Here is a 16,253-nt window from a genome sequence, read left to right as displayed (position 1 = left end):
TCCGCCGGGCGGGCATCGCGGGCGAACGCGTAGCCGGCCGGGAGGATCTTCGCCGCCGGCTCCCGGACCAGGCCGCCCAGCGCCCCGGGCGCCGCCGTGGTCACTCGGTCGCCGGTGCGGCGGTGACCGGGGTCGGGACGACCCCACCGTGGGCCGGGGTGACCGTCGCCACCGGAGCGGGTGCCGGGCCGACGGGGGCCGCGACCACGGTCGGCGCCGGGGCGGCCGGCGGGTGCGCCGACTTCTGGGCCAGCCAGTCGATGAAGGCCAGGGCGACGGCCGAGGCGATGAAGGCCATGTGGATGATCGTCTGCCACATCATCGTGTCGTTGGTCACCACCGGCGTGCCGGTCGCGGTGACCTGACCGGCCTCGATGAAGGTCTTCAGCAGGTGGACCGAGGAGATGCCGATGATCGACATCGCCAGCTTGACCTTCAGCACGTTCGGGTTGACGTGCGAGAGCCACTCGGGCTGATCGGGGTGGTCGTTCATCCGGATCCGCGAGACGAAGGTCTCGTAGCCGCCGATGATCACCATGATCAGCAGGTTGGCGATCATCACCACGTCGACCAGGCCGAGGACGATCAGCATGATGTCGGCTTCGGAGAGGTGGTTGAAGTCGACGATCAGGTGCCGCAGCTCCTTGGCGAAGTGCGCGACGTAGACCACCTGGGCGACGATCAGCCCGAGGTAGAGCGGTGCCTGCAGCCAGCGGCTGAAGAAGATCGTGGTGCCGATGTAGCGGCCGAAGCCACCGGTGTCAGGGGTGCGGTTCATGCGTGTCGAGGCGAAGATGGGGCGCCTCGTCCCGATCGGGTGTACGGCGGCGGCGAAGTATCGCGGGTCAACCTCAAGCAAGCGTCAATGCGCCAAACCAGCCATTCGGCGCCCACCCCGCGACCTGGGTGGCCGTGCGGGGCCACCGACGACCGGGGGGCCGTGCGCGGCCGCGACGGCCTCCCCCCACGGTCGCGCGATAGCCTCGCAGCGTGAGCAGCCTGGACAGCCTTCCCCTCGTCGCCCGCGGCAAGGTCCGCGACATCTACGACCTCGGTGACCAGCTGCTGCTGGTGGCCAGCGACCGCGTCTCGACCTACGACGTCGTCCACCCGAACGTGATCCCGGGCAAGGGGGCGGTCCTGACCGGCGTCTCCGCGTTCTGGTTCGACCAGACCGGCCACATCGTCCCCAACCACGTCATCTCCTACACCGAGGGCGTGCCGGACGAGGCCCGCGGCCGCGGCGTGGTCGTCAAGAAGCTGAACATGCTCCCCGTCGAGGCGATCGTGCGCGGCCACATCACCGGCTCCGGCTGGAAGGACTACCAGGCCACCGGCCGGGTCTCGGGGATCGAGCTGCCCGCCGGCCTGCAGGAGAGCCAGGAGCTGCCGGTGCCGCTCTTCACGCCGTCGACCAAGGCCGAGATGGGCCTGCACGACGAGGCGATCGACTTCGCCCGGACGGTCGAGCTGCTCAACGAGGTCGCCCCCGACGGCAACGGCGAGGCGCTGGCCACCCGCGTCCGCGAGGCCTCGATCGCGCTCTACCGTCACGCCCACGAGCACGCCCGCTCGCGCGGCGTGATCCTCGCCGACACCAAGTTCGAGTTCGGCCTCGACCCGGCCACCGGCCAGCTGATCCTCGGCGACGAGGCCCTGACGCCGGACTCGTCCCGCTACTGGCCGGCCGATCAGTTCGAGATCGGGACCACGCCGCCGTCGTTCGACAAGCAGTACGTCCGCGACTGGGCCGTCTCGTCCGGTTGGGACAAGACCGAGCCCGCGCCGGCGATCCCCGAGGACGTCGTCGAGGGCACCCGCGAGCGCTACGCCGAGGCCTACGAGCGGATCACCGGCGAGCCGCTCTCGGCCTGGCTCGAGCGCACCGGCGCGACCAGCTGAGCGGCGGGGCGGGCGGCGCCCGCCCACGGAGCACACGGCCGCGGCCCCGCGCTTCGGGTGGCGGCCCGTCCGGTCCCCGTCCGCGACGGGGGCACGCGGGGCGCGGCGTAGGTTGCGGACATGGACTACCGCAACCTCGGCCGGACCGGCATGTACGTCAGCCCCCTCTGCCTGGGGACGATGATGCTCGGCGCGTGGGGAGAGCCGGACCACGACGCGTCGGTCCGGATCATCCACGCCGCGCTCGATGCGGGGATCAACGTCATCGACACCGCCGACATCTACTCGCAGGGCGAGTCGGAGCTGATCGTCGGCAAGGCGCTGAAGCAGGGCCCGCCCACCCGCCGCGACGACGTGATCGTGGCGACCAAGTTCCACGGCCCGATGGACGTCCCGCTGGGCGCCTCCGGCGGAGACCCGAACAAGCGCGGCAACTCCCGCCGCTGGATCGTCCAGGAGGTCGAGAACAGCCTCCGCCGGCTCCAGACCGACTGGATCGACCTCTACCAGGTGCACCGTCCGGAGGCCGACACCGACATCGAGGAGACGCTCTCCGCGCTGACCGACCTCCGCCAGCAGGGGAAGATCCGCGCCTTCGGCTGCTCGACCTTCCGGGCCCACGAGATCGTCGAGGCGCAGTGGGCCTCCGAGCGGCACGCGCTCGGGCGGTTCGTCAGCGAGCAGCCGCCGTACTCGATCCTCGTCCGCCAGATCGAGGCCGACGTCCTGCCCGTCGCCGAGCGCTACGGGATGGGCGTGCTGTCGTGGAGCCCGCTGGCCGGCGGCTGGCTGACCGGCCGCTTCCACAAGGGCCAGGACGACGCGTCCGCCTCGCACCGGGCGCAGCTGATGCCCGGGCGCTTCGATCTCTCGATGCCCGCCAACCAGGCCAAGCTCGAGGCGGCGGACGCGCTGGCGGCGCTGGCCGAGGAGGCGGGACTGCCGCTGATCCACCTCGCCCTGGCCTTCGTGATGGCGCACCCCGCGGTGACCGCGCCGATCATCGGGCCGCGGACCCTCGAGCAGCTGGAGAGCCAGCTCGGCGCCGCCGACGTGACCCTCAGCGCCGACGTGCTCGACCGGATCGACGAGATCGTGCCGCCCGGGACGACGCTGGCGGCGGGCGACGGGATGTACGCCGCTCCGGCGCTCAGCGAGCCGGCGCGACGACGCCGCTGACCGGGCCGGGAGCATCGTCCCGAGCGTCCCGGCGGACGGCGTCGGTCGAGCGGCGGGCGGCCGCGGGCAGCACCGCCCGGCTCGACCAGCGGCCGGCGACCGCCGTCAGCGTGGCCAGCAGCTGGTCGCGCTCCGGGCGGGGCGGGGCGTCGCCCGGGACCAGCGCCACCACGCGACGGTGGAACGCGTCGGCGAACGGCCGCAGGACGACGTCGGAGCGGACGGCCGGCAGGCCCATCTCCGGGATCGCGGCGATCCCGACCCCGGACGCGACCAGCCCCTGGGTCGTCGCGTAGTCGTCGGAGTGAGCGGCGACGCGCGGGGTGAACCCGGCCGTGGCGCAGGCGGCGAGGACGAGCTCGCGGTCGGCGCAGAGCGAGGTCGCCGTCAGGATCAACGGCAGCTCGCGGAGCAGCCCGATCGGGATCGCGTCGCGGCCGGCCAGCGGATGGTCGGCCGGCAGGCAGCACCAGATCGGGTCGTCGCGCAGCGGCACGACCCGGGCGTCGGCGAAGGTCCGGCCGGGATTGAGGTTGGTCAGGGCCACGTCGAGCCGGTCGCCGCGGAGGCTGGCGTCGCCGATCTGCGACTCGCCGAGCCGGACCTCGACCGCCGTGTCGGGCGAGCGTCGCCGGAAGTCGTTGATCGCGTCGGGCACGAACGAGGCCAGCGCGGTCGCGAAGGCGATGATCCGCAACGGGTGGGCGTCGTGCTCCTGGATCTGGGCGAGGTCGGCGCGGGCGCCGTCGAGCTCGGCGAGGATCGTCTCGGCCCGCCGCAGCAGGATCTCGCCGATCCGGGTCAGCTGGGTCCCGCGCGCGGTCCGCTCGACCAGCGGGCGTCCCGCCGTGCGTTCGAGCGCGGCGAGCTGGCGGGAGATCGCCGGCTGCGTGTAGTCGAGCGCCTCGGCGGCCGCCGAGATCGACCCGCAGCGGGCGACCTCGCGCAGCACCCGCAGCTGGAGCAGGTCCATGCGTTCACCGTACCCCGTCGCGGGTCCGTCCACCCATGCCGCTGCGGCATGCGCATGTCGAATCCGGCTGGTGGCCGGGGCGGCCCGCTGGCACGGTGATGACTCCCCACGAAGGAGGCCGCCGTGTCGACCGAGATCCATCCGCCCACCCCCGACCAGACCCCCGTGACCCTGCGGCCCCCGACCGCGATGGACCAGCTCGAGCTGCGTGACCTCGCGCGGCGGGCCGGCGAGGTCGTCCCGGAGCAGCCGGTGGTGGTCGCCGCCGTCGACGGCAGCGTGGTCGCGGCCCGCAGCCTGCGCACGGGGGTGTTGGTCTTCGACGGTCGCGACGACTCGCCGGCCCTGCGCGCGGCCCTCCACGCGATCGCGGCGGGCGACTGACGGGGTCCGGGCTCCCGGGCGCTCAGTCGCCGGAGGCGCAGACCGAGCCGGGCTCGGCGGCGTGACGCTCCGGCCGGACGGCGGTCCGGGCGAACAGCAGCGCCAGCAGCAGGCCGCTGCCGGTGATGCAGGCCCCGACCCAGCCGACCGAGGCGTAGCCGAGTCCGGCGCTGATCGCGACCGAGCCGAGCGCCGGTCCGAGCGCGTTGCCGAGGTTGAAGCCGGCCTGGTTGGCGGCGGAGACCAGCGCCGGCGCGCTCGGCGCCTCGTCCATGATCAGCGCCTGGATCGGGGTCGCGACGGTGAAGGCGACGGTCCCCAGCAGGAACAGCAGGACCACGGCCAGCAGCGGGTGCGGCGAGAGCAGCGAGAACAGCAGCAGCACCACGGACATCACGGCGAGCAGGGCGGGGATCACGTGCATCAGCTGGCGCCCACGGGTCACCCGGCCGACGAGCCGGGTGCCGGCGACCATCCCCAGGCCGAGCACGGCGAGGACCGGCAGGACCGCGCCCTCGGAGAGCCCGGCGACGTCGGTCATCAGCGGGGTGATGTAGCCGACGACGGCGAACAGGCCGCCGAACCCGAGCACGGTGATCGCGAGCGCCAGCCAGACCCGCGGGTTGCGGAAGGCCGCGACCTCGGCCCGCAACGAGGTACCGCGCTCCATCGGCGGCACCAGCCGCGCGAGGGCGAGGACGCTGACCACGCCGAGCACGGCGATCGCCCAGAAGCTGGCGCGCCAGCCGAGCTGCTGCCCGAGCAGCGTGCCGAGCGGGACGCCGACGACGTTGGCCAGCGCGAGGCCGGTGAACATCGTGGCGATCGCGACGTTGCGGCGTTCGGGCGCGACGAGCTTGGCCGCGACGACCGAGGCGACGCCGAAGAAGGCCCCGTGGGGCAGTGCCGCGAGCACCCGGCTGGCGAAGAACAGCTCGTAGTTGGGAGCGATCGCCGACAGCAGGTTGCCGACGGTGAACAGCCCCATCAGCGCGATCAGCAGGTGGTGGCGGCGCATCCGCGTCCCGGCCGCCGTCAGCAGCGGGGCGCCGATCACGACCCCCAGCGCGTAGGCGGAGACGAGCAGCCCGGCGCGCGGGATCGAGACGTCGAGGCCGTCGGCGACGTCGGGCAGCAGGCCGATGATCGTGAACTCGGTGCTGCCGATCGCGAACGCGGCGACGGCCAGGGCGAGGATCGCGATCGGGAGCCGCGACGGGGTCGGGGCAGCAACCGGCGACGGTGTGGGGCGCGCAGACATCAAGCGGGGGAGGGCGGCGTCGCGCGAGAAGGGGAGGGCGCGACGCCAGCGGTCGCCACGATGACGACCGGGACCGTCACCGATGTTCGCAGGCCGTGAACGCGCAGGGGGTGCGTCCGGTCACCGTAGGGGCAGGGACTCGCGGGGCCGCGCGCGCCGATATCGTCCTCGGTGTCGTCTTCGTCGTCCGCGGGTTCGCGGGCGACGCTCGTCCGCCGCCGACCGTCTCGAGAGCTTCCGATGCCTCACGCCCGCATCCTCATCCGGCCCAAGGCCGGCATCCTCGACCCGCAGGGCACCGCCGTCGAGCAGGCGCTGCCGCAGCTCGGCTTCGACGGCGTCAGCAACGTCCGGATCGGGCGCCTCGTCGAGCTCGACGCGGCCGACCCGTCGGAGCTCGAGGCGATCTGCCAGAAGCTGCTGGCGAATCCGCTGATCGAGGACTACGAGATCGTGCTGGACGCCTGATGCGGATCGGCGTTCCCCAGTGGGGTGGGTGGGGCAAGGTGTCCGCGAAGCCGGGAACGGCCACGACGGAGGTCGGAGCATGAGGATCGGCGTTCCGCAGTTCCCGGGTTCCTGCGACGAGGTCGACGCGCTGCTGGCGGCCGACCACGTCGGCGACGCGGAGCTGCTCTGGCACCGCGACCGTGACCTCAAGGGCGTCGACGCGGTCGTCGTTCCCGGCGGCTTCAGCTACGGCGACTACCTGCGGGCCGGCGCGATCGCCGGGCTCAGCCCGGTGATGGACGCGATCGCCGACTTCGCCCGCGAGGGTGGTCCGGTGCTCGGCATCTGCAACGGCTTCCAGGTCCTCTGCGCCGCGGGCCTGCTGCCCGGCGCGCTGCTCCAGAACGAGAACCGCCGGTTCGTCTGCCGTCAGGTCGAGCTGGAGGTCGTCGCGACCGACACCGCCTGGACCGCGGCCGCCCAGCCGGGCCAGCTGCTCTCGATCCCGGCCAAGCACCAGTCCGGGCGCTGGTACGCGCCCGACGAGCTGCTCGCCGAGGTCCGCGAGAACGACCAGGTCGTCTTCCGCTACGCCGCGGGCGACAACTTCAACGGCTCGCTCGACGACGTCGCCGGGGTCTGCAACGCCGGCCGCAACGTCGTCGGCCTGATGCCGCACCCCGAGCACGCGGTCGACCCGCTGACCGGGTCGGCGGACGGGCTGGTCCTGTTCCGCTCGCTGCTCAGCGGCGTCGCGGCCTGACGCCGCCCGCCGGTGCCGGGCTCAGCCCGGCACCAGCTCCGTGGTCGGCGACGCGCCGGCCAGCGCCGCGAGTCGCCGCTCGACCACGTTGAGGAAGGCGCGCGTGGCCGGTGAGAGCTGGGCGTCCCGCCGCGTGACGACCGCGATCGTGTCGTGGAGCGGTGGCTCGAGCCCGGCGGTGTGGAGCTCGGGTGCGGCCCGCAGCAGCACCGTTCCGGCGGCGACCGAGTCGCCGATCCCCGCGGCGACGCAGCGCAGCGCGCCCTCGACCCGCTCGACCTCGAGCACGGGCTGGAGCGTGAGCGCGTCCTGCTGCGCCCGCGCGGCGAGCTGCCGACGGGTCGGGTCCTCACGGGCGTAGAGGACGAGCGGGCGCTCGCAGAGCCGGCGCATGTCGATCCGGCGACGGGTCTGGCGCTCGTCGCCGCTGACGAAGAGGACCTCGTCCCGGAGCACCGGACGGACGTTCAGCTGCTCGTCGTCGAGGACCGGCAGGACCACCAGCCCCGCTTCGAGGCGGCCGTCCCGGACGGCGTCGGCGATCTCGGCTGAGCTCTGCCCGACCAGCCGCAGCCGGATTCCGGGGTGCTCGGTCAGGAAGGCGTCGGCGAGACCCTCGATGTCGTAGTGGTCGGCGTTGCGGAAGAGGCCGAAGCTGGCGACGCCGCCGCGCAGCTCGCGCAGGTCGCCCATCGTCTGGCCGGCCTCCTCGAGCGCGCGCAGCACGTGTCGGGCGCGCGGGACCAGCGCACCGGCGGCGTCGGTCGGCCGTAGGCGCCGGCCCTCGCGCTCGAAGAGCACGAGTCCGAGCTCGGACTCGAGGCGCCGGATCGGCTCCGAGATCGAGGGTGGCGCGAGCTGGAGCTCGTCGGCCGCGGCGCTGAACGAGCCGTGGTCGACCGCAGCGAGGAAGTAGCGAAGCTGCTGGAGGTTCATGGGGGAACGGCTGCCTTTCGGAGCGAGAAGATACTCCCGCCGGCAGCGGCGGTGGTCGTCCCCCGGCGCGGCGGCCGAGCGGAGCCCCGATCCGCGCCCGACGCAGGCGGTTCTCCGTCCCGTGCCCGCTGGCGATCGGGCGACTCCTCCGCGGGCGGGACCGGGTGACCTCGTCGGCACGGGGGCGCTCGGTACGATCGGTGCGGTCCGGAACATCGGCCTCGCTGCCCGTTCCGGCCCGTCCGCCGCCGCCCGCTCCCGAGTACAGGCCTTCCTCCGCGATGACGCACGACTTCTCCGCCGCCGCCCTGCCCGTCGCCCGCGAGCTGCCCGACGGCGCCACGCCCGACGGTGACGCCCCCGGCCTCGAGCAGGCCAAGGCCCTCGGCCTGACCGCGTCCGAGTACGCGCTGGTGGTCGAGAAGCTCGGTCGCGAGCCGGTCCAGGTCGAGCTGGCGATGTTCTCGCTGATGTGGAGCGAGCACTGCTCGTACAAGCACTCCAAGAAGCTGCTCGGGACGCTCCCGACGGAGGGTCCCGCGATGGTCCTCGGGCCGGGAGAGAACGCCGGCGCGGTCGACGTCGGCGACGGTTGGACGGTCGCCTTCAAGGTCGAGTCGCACAACCACCCGTCGGCGGTCGAGCCGTTCCAGGGCGCGGCGACCGGCGTCGGCGGGATCCTGCGCGACATCTTCGCGCTCGGCGCGCGGCCGATCGCCGTGCTCGACGCGCTGCGGTTCGGCGAGGTCGACGACTCCAATCGCTCGCGCTTCCTGCTCGACGGCGCGGTCCGCGGGATCGGCCACTACGGCAACTCGATCGGCGTGCCGAACATCGGCGGCGACCTCTACTTCGAGGGCCCCTACGAGACCAACTGCCTGGTCAACGCGATGGCGCTGGGTCTCGTCCGCCGCGAGAAGCTGACGCTCTCGGCGGCGACCGGCGTCGGCAACGTGATCGTGCTCTTCGGGGCCTCGACCGGCGCCGACGGGATCGGCGGGGCCTCGGTCCTGGCCTCGGCCGAGCTCGGCGACGACGACGCCGACAAGCGCCCGACCGTCCAGGTCGGCGACCCGTTCGAGGAGAGCAAGCTCGTCGAGTGCTCGCTCGAGCTGCTCGACCGTGAGCTGCTGGTCTCGCTCCAGGACCTCGGTGCCGCGGGCCTGACCTCGGCCGCCTCCGAGATGGCCTCCAAGGGCGAGGTCGGCCTCGACCTCGACGTCGCGCTGGTGCCCCGCCGCCAGGAGGGCCTGGAGCCCTTCGAGGTGATGGTCTCGGAGTCGCAGGAGCGGATGCTCTGCGTGGTGACGCCGGACAAGGTCGCCGACGTGATCGCGATCACCGACAAGTGGGACGTCCACGGAACGGCGATCGGCGTCGTCACCGACAGCGGCCACTTCCGGATCTACGACGACGCGACGCTCGTCGGCGACATGCCGATCCCGGCGCTGGTCGACGACTGCCCGCTCTACGACATCTTCCCCGAGAAGCCCACGGAGTCGGTCTACCCGGCGCCGCCGCGGCGGATCGAGGACGGCACGTCGACCCGTGAGGCGCTGCTCGCGCTGCTGGCCAGCCCGAACCTCGCCGACCGCAAGCCGCTCTTCCAGCAGTACGACAGCATCGTCCAGTCGCGGACGGTGCGCCGCCCGGGCGAGTCCGATGCCGCGGTGCTCCAGGTCCCGGGGCCGGCCGGCGTGCGGACGCAGACCCCCGACGCGGCTCCGGTCGCCGAGGGCACGCCCGTCTCCGGCGTCGGCGTCGCGATCGACGGCTCCGGCCGTCGCGTCGCCGCCGATCCGTACGTCGGGACGGTCTGGAACGTGCTCGAGTGCGCGGCCAACCTGGCCTGCGTCGGCGCCGAGCCGCTGGGCCTGACCAACAACCTCAACTTCGGCAACCCCGAGAAGCCGCACATCGCCTGGCAGCTGACGGAGGCCGTCCGCGGTCTCGGCGACGCCTGCCGCGCGGTCGGCTCGCCGGTCGTCGGCGGCAACGTCTCGCTCTACAACGAGGGCACCGCCGGCCCGATCTACCCGACCCCGGTCGTCGGCATGGTCGGCAAGATCCCGGACGTCACCAAGGCCGCGCTGCTCGGCTTCCAGCGCGACGGCGACCTGATCGCCCTGGTCGGCTCGTTCGCGCCGCAGCTGGAGCTGTCCGAGCTGGCCAAGCTCGAGGGTCGTGCGCTGCCGGACGGTCTGCCGGCGTGGAGCGTCGAGCGTGCGGTCGCGGGGATCGTCGCCGTCCGCGAGGCGGTCCGCGGCGGCGAGCTGGCGAGCTGCCACGACATCGCCGAGGGCGGCCTGCTGGTCGCCGTCGCCGAGGCCTGCCTGGCTGGCGGCTACGGCGCGACGATCGACCTCGCCCCGTTCGCCGGCGAGGGTGACGCGCGGGCCTCGCTGTTCGGCGAGGCGCCGGGCGGGTTCGTCGTCTCGGCCTCGGCCGAGACCCTCGCCGGGCTGGCCGACCAGGTCTCGGTGACCGTGATCGGCACCGTCGGCGGCGACGAGCTCTCCGCCCGTTGCGGCGACGAGTCGGCGTCGGCGACGCTCGCCGAGCTGCGCGAGGCGCACGCCGCGCTGGCGCGGCTGTTCGCCTAAGGGTTCGAGGCGGCGGGACGCCGGGGCCGCTTGCAGCGGGCCCCCCGGCCGCCGGCCGCTCGGACGGCTCGGGGTGGCTCAGGCGGCGACTGGCGTCCGCGTGGGTTGGGGGCCGCTCGGGCGGCGACTGGCGTCCGCGTGGGTTGGGGGCCGCTCGGGCGGCGACTGGCTCCGCGTGGGGCGAGGGCGGCTCGGGAGCGGTGACGCAAGGCGCCAGTGTGCGCCGGCGACCGCTCGGGTGGCGACCGGGGTCCTTTGCGTCGGTGCCCTCGTTCTGGGGTCATTTGGCGTCGGATAGCGACGTCAACTGACCCCGGTCCACGGACACCGGGGCGACATGACCCCGGAGGCTGCCGTCCCCCGCGGGCCCGGGTCATTCGGCCTCGGCGCGCTGGTCTGCACCCGCGTCCGCCCTCTGCACCCACATCCGCCCTTGACTTCAAGCGCGCTTGAAGGTGCAGCATGCGTCTCGTTCCCTACACCGAAGGCACGAGCGCCATGACCACCACCCGTACCGCAAGCGAGCAGATCAGCGACGAGGTCCTCACCTGGCCCGGCGTCGCCTCGGGGATCGGCGAGCGCGGCGAGCTCTCGTTCACCGTCGGCCGCGCCGAGGTCGGTCACCTGCACGGAGACCACGCCGCGCACTTCTCGTTCAAGAAGCAGCTCGGCCTCGAACTGCGGGCTCAGGGTCGCGTGGTCGACCACCCGGTCTTCCCGAACGCGCCGGGGATCGCCGCCCGCCGGATCGAGGACCAGGACGACGTCCGCGACGTGATCGAGCTGCTGCGCCTGAACTACGACCGGATCGTCGCCCAGTACGGCCTGCCGGACGCGGCCTGAGCCGAGGTCGGTGGCCCGGGCCGTCGCCGGCGCGCGGCCGGCCCTCACGCTGATCCGGATCCGCTGAGCGCGCGGCGGGTGGTTGCGGGAAGGATCCCCCGTCGGACGGCGCCCCGGGAACGACCGGGACGGGGTCGTCGAGCGATCAGGCCGGCAGCAGCACCGGCACGCAGGGCCAGACCGGCTCGACGTGCTCGTCCCGGCCCTGGCTGCGGAAGTACTCCTCCAGCGACGCGGCCTGCTCGGCGGCCCACGCGACCTGCTGGAGGTGGAGCGACGCCAGATCGGTGCCGCCGATGTCGATCAGCGTGCTGCCCAGCCGCCAGGCGACGCGGGCGGCGGCGAGCGCGTCGGCGCCCGCCGCGTGGGCCTCGTCGAGCGGGACCCGGTAGTGCTCGCAGATCGCGCCCAGGGTCCGCTTGCCCCGGCGGAAGCGGTCGACCTGCTTGTCGATCACGAACGGGTCGACGACCAGCAGCCGGTCGGAGCCGCCGATCCGGTCGATCAGCGGCACGACGCCGTGCCGGCGCGCCTCACGGTCGAGGATCGTCAGGTCGAAGCGGGCGTTGAAGGCGACGATCGGGATTCCCGCCGTCTGCTGGGCGGCGAGCAGGGCGGTGAGCTCCTCGATCGCCTCGGCCGGCGCCTGGCCCTCGGCCCGCGCCTGCTCGGTGGTGATCCCGTGGACGGCGGTCGCCCCAGCGGGGATCTCGACGCCGGGGTCGACGAGCCAGGTCCGCGACTCGCTTGGGAGCCCGCCCCCGACGAGGCTGACCGCGGCGGTGACGATCCGATCGTCCTCGAGACCGATGCCCGTGGTCTCGATGTCGAACGCCGCGAGTCGTTCCGTATGCCAGCTCACGAATCCAAGGTAGCGACGGGGCAGGACAACATCGGATGGAGGCCCCGGTCAGAACCGCCGGGGTCAGCAGATCGGCCGCCGGGGAGCGGGCAGTCCGATCGCCGGACGAGCCCGCTCGCGGACGCCGTGGAGCGCCCGGTAGAGCGCGGGGGCGTCGCGGGCGACGAGCCGCGCCACGACGAGCGAATCGTCGACGGCCGAGGCCGACGCCAGGGTGCCGCGGGCGGCGCTCAGTACCCGGTGCAGGTCGTCGGCCAAGCGGGGGCCGGCCCGATCGTCCTCGGGCAGGACCACCACGACCGTCGCCACGAGATCGGCGCCGTCGAACGGCTCGCCGCCGGGGCCGAGCAGGGCGCCGTCGGCGAGCAGCGGCCGCCCGGCGCGGACGACCCGCAGCCGGGTGTCGAGCCGGTCCCACGCGAAGCGCTCGCCGCGGGCACTGCGGCCGGCGGCGAGCGACTCCCAGGCGAGCAGGGCGCCGCCGGCGGCGACGTCGACGAGCGTCCGCTGGTGGACGCTCGAGCGGGCGAAGGGCATCAGGTGGTGGGGCGCCCACTCCAGCGCGGCGCCGTCGCCGACGACGATCCGGGTGTCGAGGAACGTCGGCGTCGCGGCGGCGGCGACCGCTGCGGCTGCGCCTGCCGCCCGCCCGTAGATCCGGTTCGCGCCCTGCGTGACCAGCGAGGCCCGAACGCCCGCTCCGACCTCGACGCTGGTGTCGAGCCGGTCGCCGGCCAGGAGGCCGCCCGACGGGTTGGTCACCTGGACCTCGCCGACTCCGTCGCCGTCGACGTCGACGATCCGGACGGTGCCGGCGGGGAACACCACCTCCTGCGCCGCGACGACCGCCCGGCCACCCCGGAGCGCCAGCCGCAGGTGCAGCCGGCCGTGGCGGTGGACGTCGGTCGTCGGGCCGGGGCCCGCCGCCGTGTTCGTGGCGACGTCCGTCGTGGGGCCCGGACTCGCCACCGGACTCGCCACCGGGCTCGCCGCCGGAGCTGCCGTCGGTCCGGGGCCCGCAGGCGCGGTCGCCCTCGGAACCGCCGCCGGCCCGCCGAGCGCCGACGCCGGCGGGTCAGGCCGATCCGTGGGCGTGGACGTGGCGATGGTCGTCCTCCCCGGCCGCGTCGTGGCCGTGACGGCCGGGGGCAGGGGCGTCGTGGCGGTGGTCGGGCAGACCGTCGTCGTGACGATGGTGGTGGTCCTCGCGAGCGGTCGAGGTCGCCGCCGTCCACTCGCGCCGCTCGACGACGCCGACGACCCAGTCGACGACCGCGGCGAAGCCGTCGCCGTGCATGACGGAGACGGGCAGCGTCGGCGCCCCGGCGCGCAGCGCGTCGGCGTCGCGGACCATCATCGCCACGTCGCTGTGGACGAGCGGGGCGAGGTCGACCTTGTTGATCACCAGCAGCTCGGAGCGGGTGAGGCCGGGACCGCCCTTCCGGGGCACGTCGTCGCCGCCGGCCACGTCGATCACGTAGATCGCGCAGTCGACCAGCTCGGGGCTGAAGTTGGCGGCGAGGTTGTCGCCGCCGCTCTCGACCAGCACCAATCGCAGCTGCGGGAAGCGGTCCTCGAGCTCCTCGATCGCCCGCGCGTTCATCGAGATGTCGTCGCGGATCGCCGTGTGCGGGCAGCCGCCGGTCTCGACTCCGACGATCCGCTCGGCCGGCAGGACCGCCGCCCGCAGCAGCGCCTCGGCGTCCTCGCGGGTGTAGATGTCGTTCGTCACGACCGCGATCGGGAAGCGCTCGGCCAGCCGCCGGCAGAGCTCGGCGACCAGCGCCGTCTTGCCGGAGCCGACCGGGCCGCCGACGCCGATCCGCATCGTCGTGGCGTTGCGGCGGACGGGGTAGGACGCGTAGTGGGCCTGGTTGGGGTCGTGCATCGGATGGCTCTCGGGCGGGATCGGTCGGTGGTCAGGGGCGAGTCAGGCGGACGGTGGCCGCGAGCGACCGGCGGCGGACGGTCGCGGGGGCCGGTCGCGGCGCGGTGGGGACGGCTCACGAGATGAACAGCCGCACCCGCTGGCGCTCGTGCTGGGCGGAGCGGACGTCGAGCTCGGGAACGAACGAGCAGAGCGCGGTCGGGTCGATCGCCGAGCTGCGAGCGATCGCCTCGTCGATCGCCTCGGCGGCCCGCCAGAGCGCGCGCTGGGTGGCGACGCCACCGAGCGGGACCAGCCGTTGCCCGGCGGCCGCCAGGGCCGCGAGCGCGGCCGACGCCGCGGCCTCGACGGCGTCCTCGACCGCGACCCCGGCGGCGCGGGTGGCCACGCCCCAGGCGACCGGCAGCGTGCCCGGGGTCGTGCCCGCGGCGACCGCGTCGTGGAGCGCCCGGAGCCCGGGATCGTCGAGCAGCGCGACGGCGGCGATCAGGAACCGCTCGCCGGTCGCGCGGGTCGCCTCGCGGGTCTCGCGGGTGGCGCGGGTCGCGTCGAGCTCGTGGTCGAGGGCGGCGAGGCCCGGCAGCGGATCGCGGGCGAGGTCGGCCACCAGCCCGTGCGCCGCCCGCACCGCGACGAGGTCGCTGGTGGCGAGTCCGTCGAGCTGGCGTCGCAGCAGCCGCTCGAGGTCGTGCTCGTCGCGCAGCTCACCGGCCGCGTGCGCGCCCTCCAGCCCCAGCGAGTGCGCGAACGCCCCGGTCGGGAAGGCCGTATCGGCCAGCTGGAGGAGGCGGGGCAGCGCGGACATGGCGGGGCGGCGGGAAGGCCGGTCCCCATCTTGGCCGCCCGATCGTCGCGGGTCGTTGTCCCGCGGGACAACGGTCGCGGCTCGGCCTGCGCCGTCCGGTCGGCCTAGTCGAAGAGCCGGGCGTCGCCGGGACGCGGGACGACCGGCCTGACCTGCGCGAGCAGCCCGGCCGGCGGTTGGCCGCGGGCCACGACCGCCGCCGGCACCGTGCTCTGGAGGACGGCGCGGCGGTGCAGGTGGATCGCGCGACGGGCCCCGAAGATCGTGAGGTTGTCGTGGCCGTCGAGCGCGGCCGACGGGGACAGGACCCCGCCGACGCCGGCGGCGCGCAGGCGCCCGGCCAGCCGTTGGCACGCGCTCCAGTCGTCGCCCACCAGCTCGGCGGGGGTGATCTCGTGCTGCTCCTGCTCCGGCCTGGCGCGGAGGTCGACGAGCACGCCGATCATGATCCGGCAGACCCAGATCGGGCGGCGGATGGCGGACACCTCGGCGTCGTCGCGCAGCTCCTCCTGGCGCAGGAACTCGGCCCAGGCGCCGTCGGGATGCAGCGACCAGTACTGGGTCGGTGGGTCGCCGGCGACGTTCCAGCGACCGTCGTAGCTGTTGTTCCGGGCCCAGAACGGGACGTCGTAGTCGGTCTGGCGGAAGGCCAGGAGCTCGCGGGGCTCGGCGGCGGCGAGCCCGAAGAGCTCAGCCTGCGCGTTGGGTGCGGCTGCGGCGGGCAAGCGCGATCAGCTGTTGTTCGAGGTCGACGTCGTCGAGGGCGTCGGCGGGGGTCCGGCCGTCGAGCGCCGTCCGGGGCCGGTCGAACCAGGCGGCCACGCCTTCGTCCGTCCAGCTTCGGTGCAGGAGCGCGACCAGCTTCCAGACCATCAGCAGCCGCCGGTCGGGCGGCGACGCGCTGTCCCGCAGGCGCGGGATCGAACGGCGGTCGACGCCGAGCAGCCGGGCCAGCTCGGCGACCCCCAGCCGCGGGACCCAGCCGGTGATCTGGGCGATCGCAGTAGCGGCAGTCAGGCCCGCCGGCGGGCTGCCGTCGAGGAGGTCGCGGACGATGTGCCGGATCGCCTCCGTCTCCATCAGCGCCCGGTCGGCCACGTCGAGCGGGCGCTCGCGGTCGGCGGGGTCGAGGGTCAGCAGGCGCAGGAACCGCTCGCGGATCTCGTTGGCGGCGTCGGGATCGATCGGGGGCGCGAGTCCGTCGTTGACGGCCGCGGCGAGTCGGCGCAGCGTCTCGGCCAGCCGCAGGCGGTGCTCGTCGTCGATCGCCCCCTCCTCGGCGGCGTCCTCGATCGAGGTCTGCCACTGGGCCAGCTGCCCTTCCACGTCTTGGAGCGATGCGCGTTGCGACGCATCGAGCGTTGCGGTCATCCGGTCCTCCGTCGGGGCGTCTGGCGCTGTCCC

16 protein-coding genes and 1 pseudogene are annotated in these 16,253 nt (G+C 74.2%); 7 read left to right on the top strand and 10 right to left on the bottom strand.

The window, feature by feature from the left end:
- Window positions 1–100 precede the first annotated feature (100 nt).
- Complete coding sequence (locus tag ACVUH9_RS20140) at window positions 101–778, bottom strand: TIGR00645 family protein (RefSeq protein WP_475760231.1); 678 nt, start codon at window positions 776–778, stop codon at window positions 101–103.
- Between the two features lie 212 nt (window positions 779–990).
- Here ACVUH9_RS20140 and ACVUH9_RS20135 point away from each other — a divergent pair, with 212 nt between their 5' ends.
- Window positions 991–1,902, top strand: coding sequence for a phosphoribosylaminoimidazolesuccinocarboxamide synthase (locus tag ACVUH9_RS20135; protein WP_475760229.1), 912 nt, complete (start codon window positions 991–993; stop codon window positions 1,900–1,902).
- A 120-nt stretch (window positions 1,903–2,022) separates the two neighbouring features.
- Entirely contained in the window at window positions 2,023–3,081 is a 1,059-nt protein-coding gene (locus ACVUH9_RS20130) for an aldo/keto reductase (protein WP_475760227.1), read from the top strand.
- Here the strand turns inward: ACVUH9_RS20130 and ACVUH9_RS20125 are convergent.
- Window positions 3,053–4,054 carry a LysR family transcriptional regulator gene (locus ACVUH9_RS20125; protein ID WP_475760225.1) on the bottom strand — a complete coding sequence of 334 codons (1,002 nt, stop codon included), beginning with the start codon at window positions 4,052–4,054 and terminating at the stop codon, window positions 3,053–3,055. The two genes, ACVUH9_RS20130 and ACVUH9_RS20125, sit on opposite strands and share 29 nt — an antisense overlap.
- Window positions 4,055–4,177: 123 nt before the next feature.
- Here ACVUH9_RS20125 and ACVUH9_RS20120 point away from each other — a divergent pair, with 123 nt between their 5' ends.
- Complete coding sequence (locus ACVUH9_RS20120) at window positions 4,178–4,438, top strand: hypothetical protein (protein ID WP_475760223.1); 261 nt, start codon at window positions 4,178–4,180, stop codon at window positions 4,436–4,438.
- A 22-nt stretch (window positions 4,439–4,460) separates the two neighbouring features.
- Here the strand turns inward: ACVUH9_RS20120 and ACVUH9_RS20115 are convergent, their stop codons facing one another.
- Complete coding sequence (locus tag ACVUH9_RS20115) at window positions 4,461–5,699, bottom strand: MFS transporter (protein WP_475760221.1); 1,239 nt, start codon at window positions 5,697–5,699, stop codon at window positions 4,461–4,463.
- Between the two features lie 240 nt (window positions 5,700–5,939).
- Between ACVUH9_RS20115 and purS the strand changes: the two genes are divergently transcribed.
- Window positions 5,940–6,167, top strand: a complete 228-nt coding sequence (purS, locus tag ACVUH9_RS20110; RefSeq protein ID WP_475760219.1) for a phosphoribosylformylglycinamidine synthase subunit PurS — start codon at window positions 5,940–5,942, stop codon at window positions 6,165–6,167.
- Between the two features lie 79 nt (window positions 6,168–6,246).
- On the top strand, window positions 6,247–6,912 hold the full coding sequence (gene purQ, locus ACVUH9_RS20105; RefSeq protein WP_475760216.1) for a phosphoribosylformylglycinamidine synthase subunit PurQ: 666 nt from the start codon (window positions 6,247–6,249) through the stop codon (window positions 6,910–6,912).
- A 21-nt stretch (window positions 6,913–6,933) separates the two neighbouring features.
- On the opposite strand, the gene ACVUH9_RS20100 is transcribed toward purQ, so the two are convergent.
- The gene (locus tag ACVUH9_RS20100; protein ID WP_475760214.1) at window positions 6,934–7,848 is read right to left on the bottom strand and encodes a LysR family transcriptional regulator; all 915 of its coding nucleotides are present in this window, start codon (window positions 7,846–7,848) and stop codon (window positions 6,934–6,936) included.
- 281 nt (window positions 7,849–8,129) lie between these two features.
- Between ACVUH9_RS20100 and purL the strand changes: the two genes are divergently transcribed.
- Together purL and ACVUH9_RS20090 are read left to right on the top strand one after the other, a co-directional pair.
- The gene (gene purL, locus ACVUH9_RS20095) at window positions 8,130–10,451 is read left to right on the top strand and encodes a phosphoribosylformylglycinamidine synthase subunit PurL (protein WP_475760213.1); all 2,322 of its coding nucleotides are present in this window, start codon (window positions 8,130–8,132) and stop codon (window positions 10,449–10,451) included.
- 498 nt (window positions 10,452–10,949) lie between these two features.
- Window positions 10,950–11,294, top strand: a complete 345-nt coding sequence (locus ACVUH9_RS20090) for a luciferase domain-containing protein (protein WP_475760211.1) — start codon at window positions 10,950–10,952, stop codon at window positions 11,292–11,294.
- A 145-nt stretch (window positions 11,295–11,439) separates the two neighbouring features.
- Here ACVUH9_RS20090 and ACVUH9_RS20085 read toward each other — a convergent pair whose 3' ends face one another.
- From ACVUH9_RS20085 to ACVUH9_RS20060, 6 genes and pseudogenes are all read right to left on the bottom strand, one after another.
- Entirely contained in the window at window positions 11,440–12,156 is a 717-nt protein-coding gene (locus tag ACVUH9_RS20085) for an exonuclease domain-containing protein (RefSeq protein ID WP_475760209.1), read from the bottom strand.
- A 63-nt stretch (window positions 12,157–12,219) separates the two neighbouring features.
- Complete coding sequence (locus tag ACVUH9_RS20080) at window positions 12,220–13,125, bottom strand: urease accessory protein UreD (protein ID WP_475760207.1); 906 nt, start codon at window positions 13,123–13,125, stop codon at window positions 12,220–12,222.
- Between the two features lie 256 nt (window positions 13,126–13,381).
- A pseudogene (gene ureG, locus ACVUH9_RS20075) lies at window positions 13,382–14,044 on the bottom strand (urease accessory protein UreG); the annotation flags it as partial.
- Between the two features lie 115 nt (window positions 14,045–14,159).
- A complete protein-coding gene (locus tag ACVUH9_RS20070) occupies window positions 14,160–14,849 on the bottom strand; it encodes an urease accessory protein UreF (RefSeq protein WP_475760205.1) in 690 nt (229 codons plus the stop codon).
- Window positions 14,850–14,953: 104 nt separating this feature from the next.
- Window positions 14,954–15,574 (bottom strand): RES family NAD+ phosphorylase, encoded by a 621-nt coding sequence (locus ACVUH9_RS20065; RefSeq protein ID WP_475760203.1) that lies wholly within the window; start codon window positions 15,572–15,574, stop codon window positions 14,954–14,956.
- A complete protein-coding gene (locus ACVUH9_RS20060; RefSeq protein WP_475760201.1) occupies window positions 15,540–16,220 on the bottom strand; it encodes a hypothetical protein in 681 nt (226 codons plus the stop codon). The genes ACVUH9_RS20065 and ACVUH9_RS20060 overlap by 35 nt, the downstream gene beginning before the upstream one ends.
- Window positions 16,221–16,253 lie beyond the last annotated feature (33 nt).

The organism is Patulibacter ginsengiterrae (genome assembly GCF_056269115.1).
This window is presented reverse-complemented; position numbering and strand designations above follow the sequence as displayed.

Bases quoted from the DNA above. Each gene is read 5' to 3' on its own strand.
- ACVUH9_RS20070 (WP_475760205.1), bottom strand. From the start codon at position 14,849: ATGTCCGCGCTGCCCCGCCTCCTCCAGCTGGCCGATACGGCCTTCCCG.
- purL (WP_475760213.1), top strand. From the start codon at position 8,130: ATGACGCACGACTTCTCCGCCGCCGCCCTGCCCGTCGCCCGCGAGCTG.
- ACVUH9_RS20125 (WP_475760225.1), bottom strand. From the start codon at position 4,054: ATGGACCTGCTCCAGCTGCGGGTGCTGCGCGAGGTCGCCCGCTGCGGG.
- ACVUH9_RS20140 (WP_475760231.1), bottom strand. From the start codon at position 778: ATGAACCGCACCCCTGACACCGGTGGCTTCGGCCGCTACATCGGCACC.
- ACVUH9_RS20090 (WP_475760211.1), top strand. From the start codon at position 10,950: ATGACCACCACCCGTACCGCAAGCGAGCAGATCAGCGACGAGGTCCTC.
- ACVUH9_RS20060 (WP_475760201.1), bottom strand. From the start codon at position 16,220: ATGACCGCAACGCTCGATGCGTCGCAACGCGCATCGCTCCAAGACGTG.
- purS (WP_475760219.1), top strand. From the start codon at position 5,940: ATGCCTCACGCCCGCATCCTCATCCGGCCCAAGGCCGGCATCCTCGAC.
- ACVUH9_RS20100 (WP_475760214.1), bottom strand. From the start codon at position 7,848: ATGAACCTCCAGCAGCTTCGCTACTTCCTCGCTGCGGTCGACCACGGC.
- ACVUH9_RS20130 (WP_475760227.1), top strand. From the start codon at position 2,023: ATGGACTACCGCAACCTCGGCCGGACCGGCATGTACGTCAGCCCCCTC.
- ACVUH9_RS20115 (WP_475760221.1), bottom strand. From the start codon at position 5,699: ATGTCTGCGCGCCCCACACCGTCGCCGGTTGCTGCCCCGACCCCGTCG.
- purQ (WP_475760216.1), top strand. From the start codon at position 6,247: ATGAGGATCGGCGTTCCGCAGTTCCCGGGTTCCTGCGACGAGGTCGAC.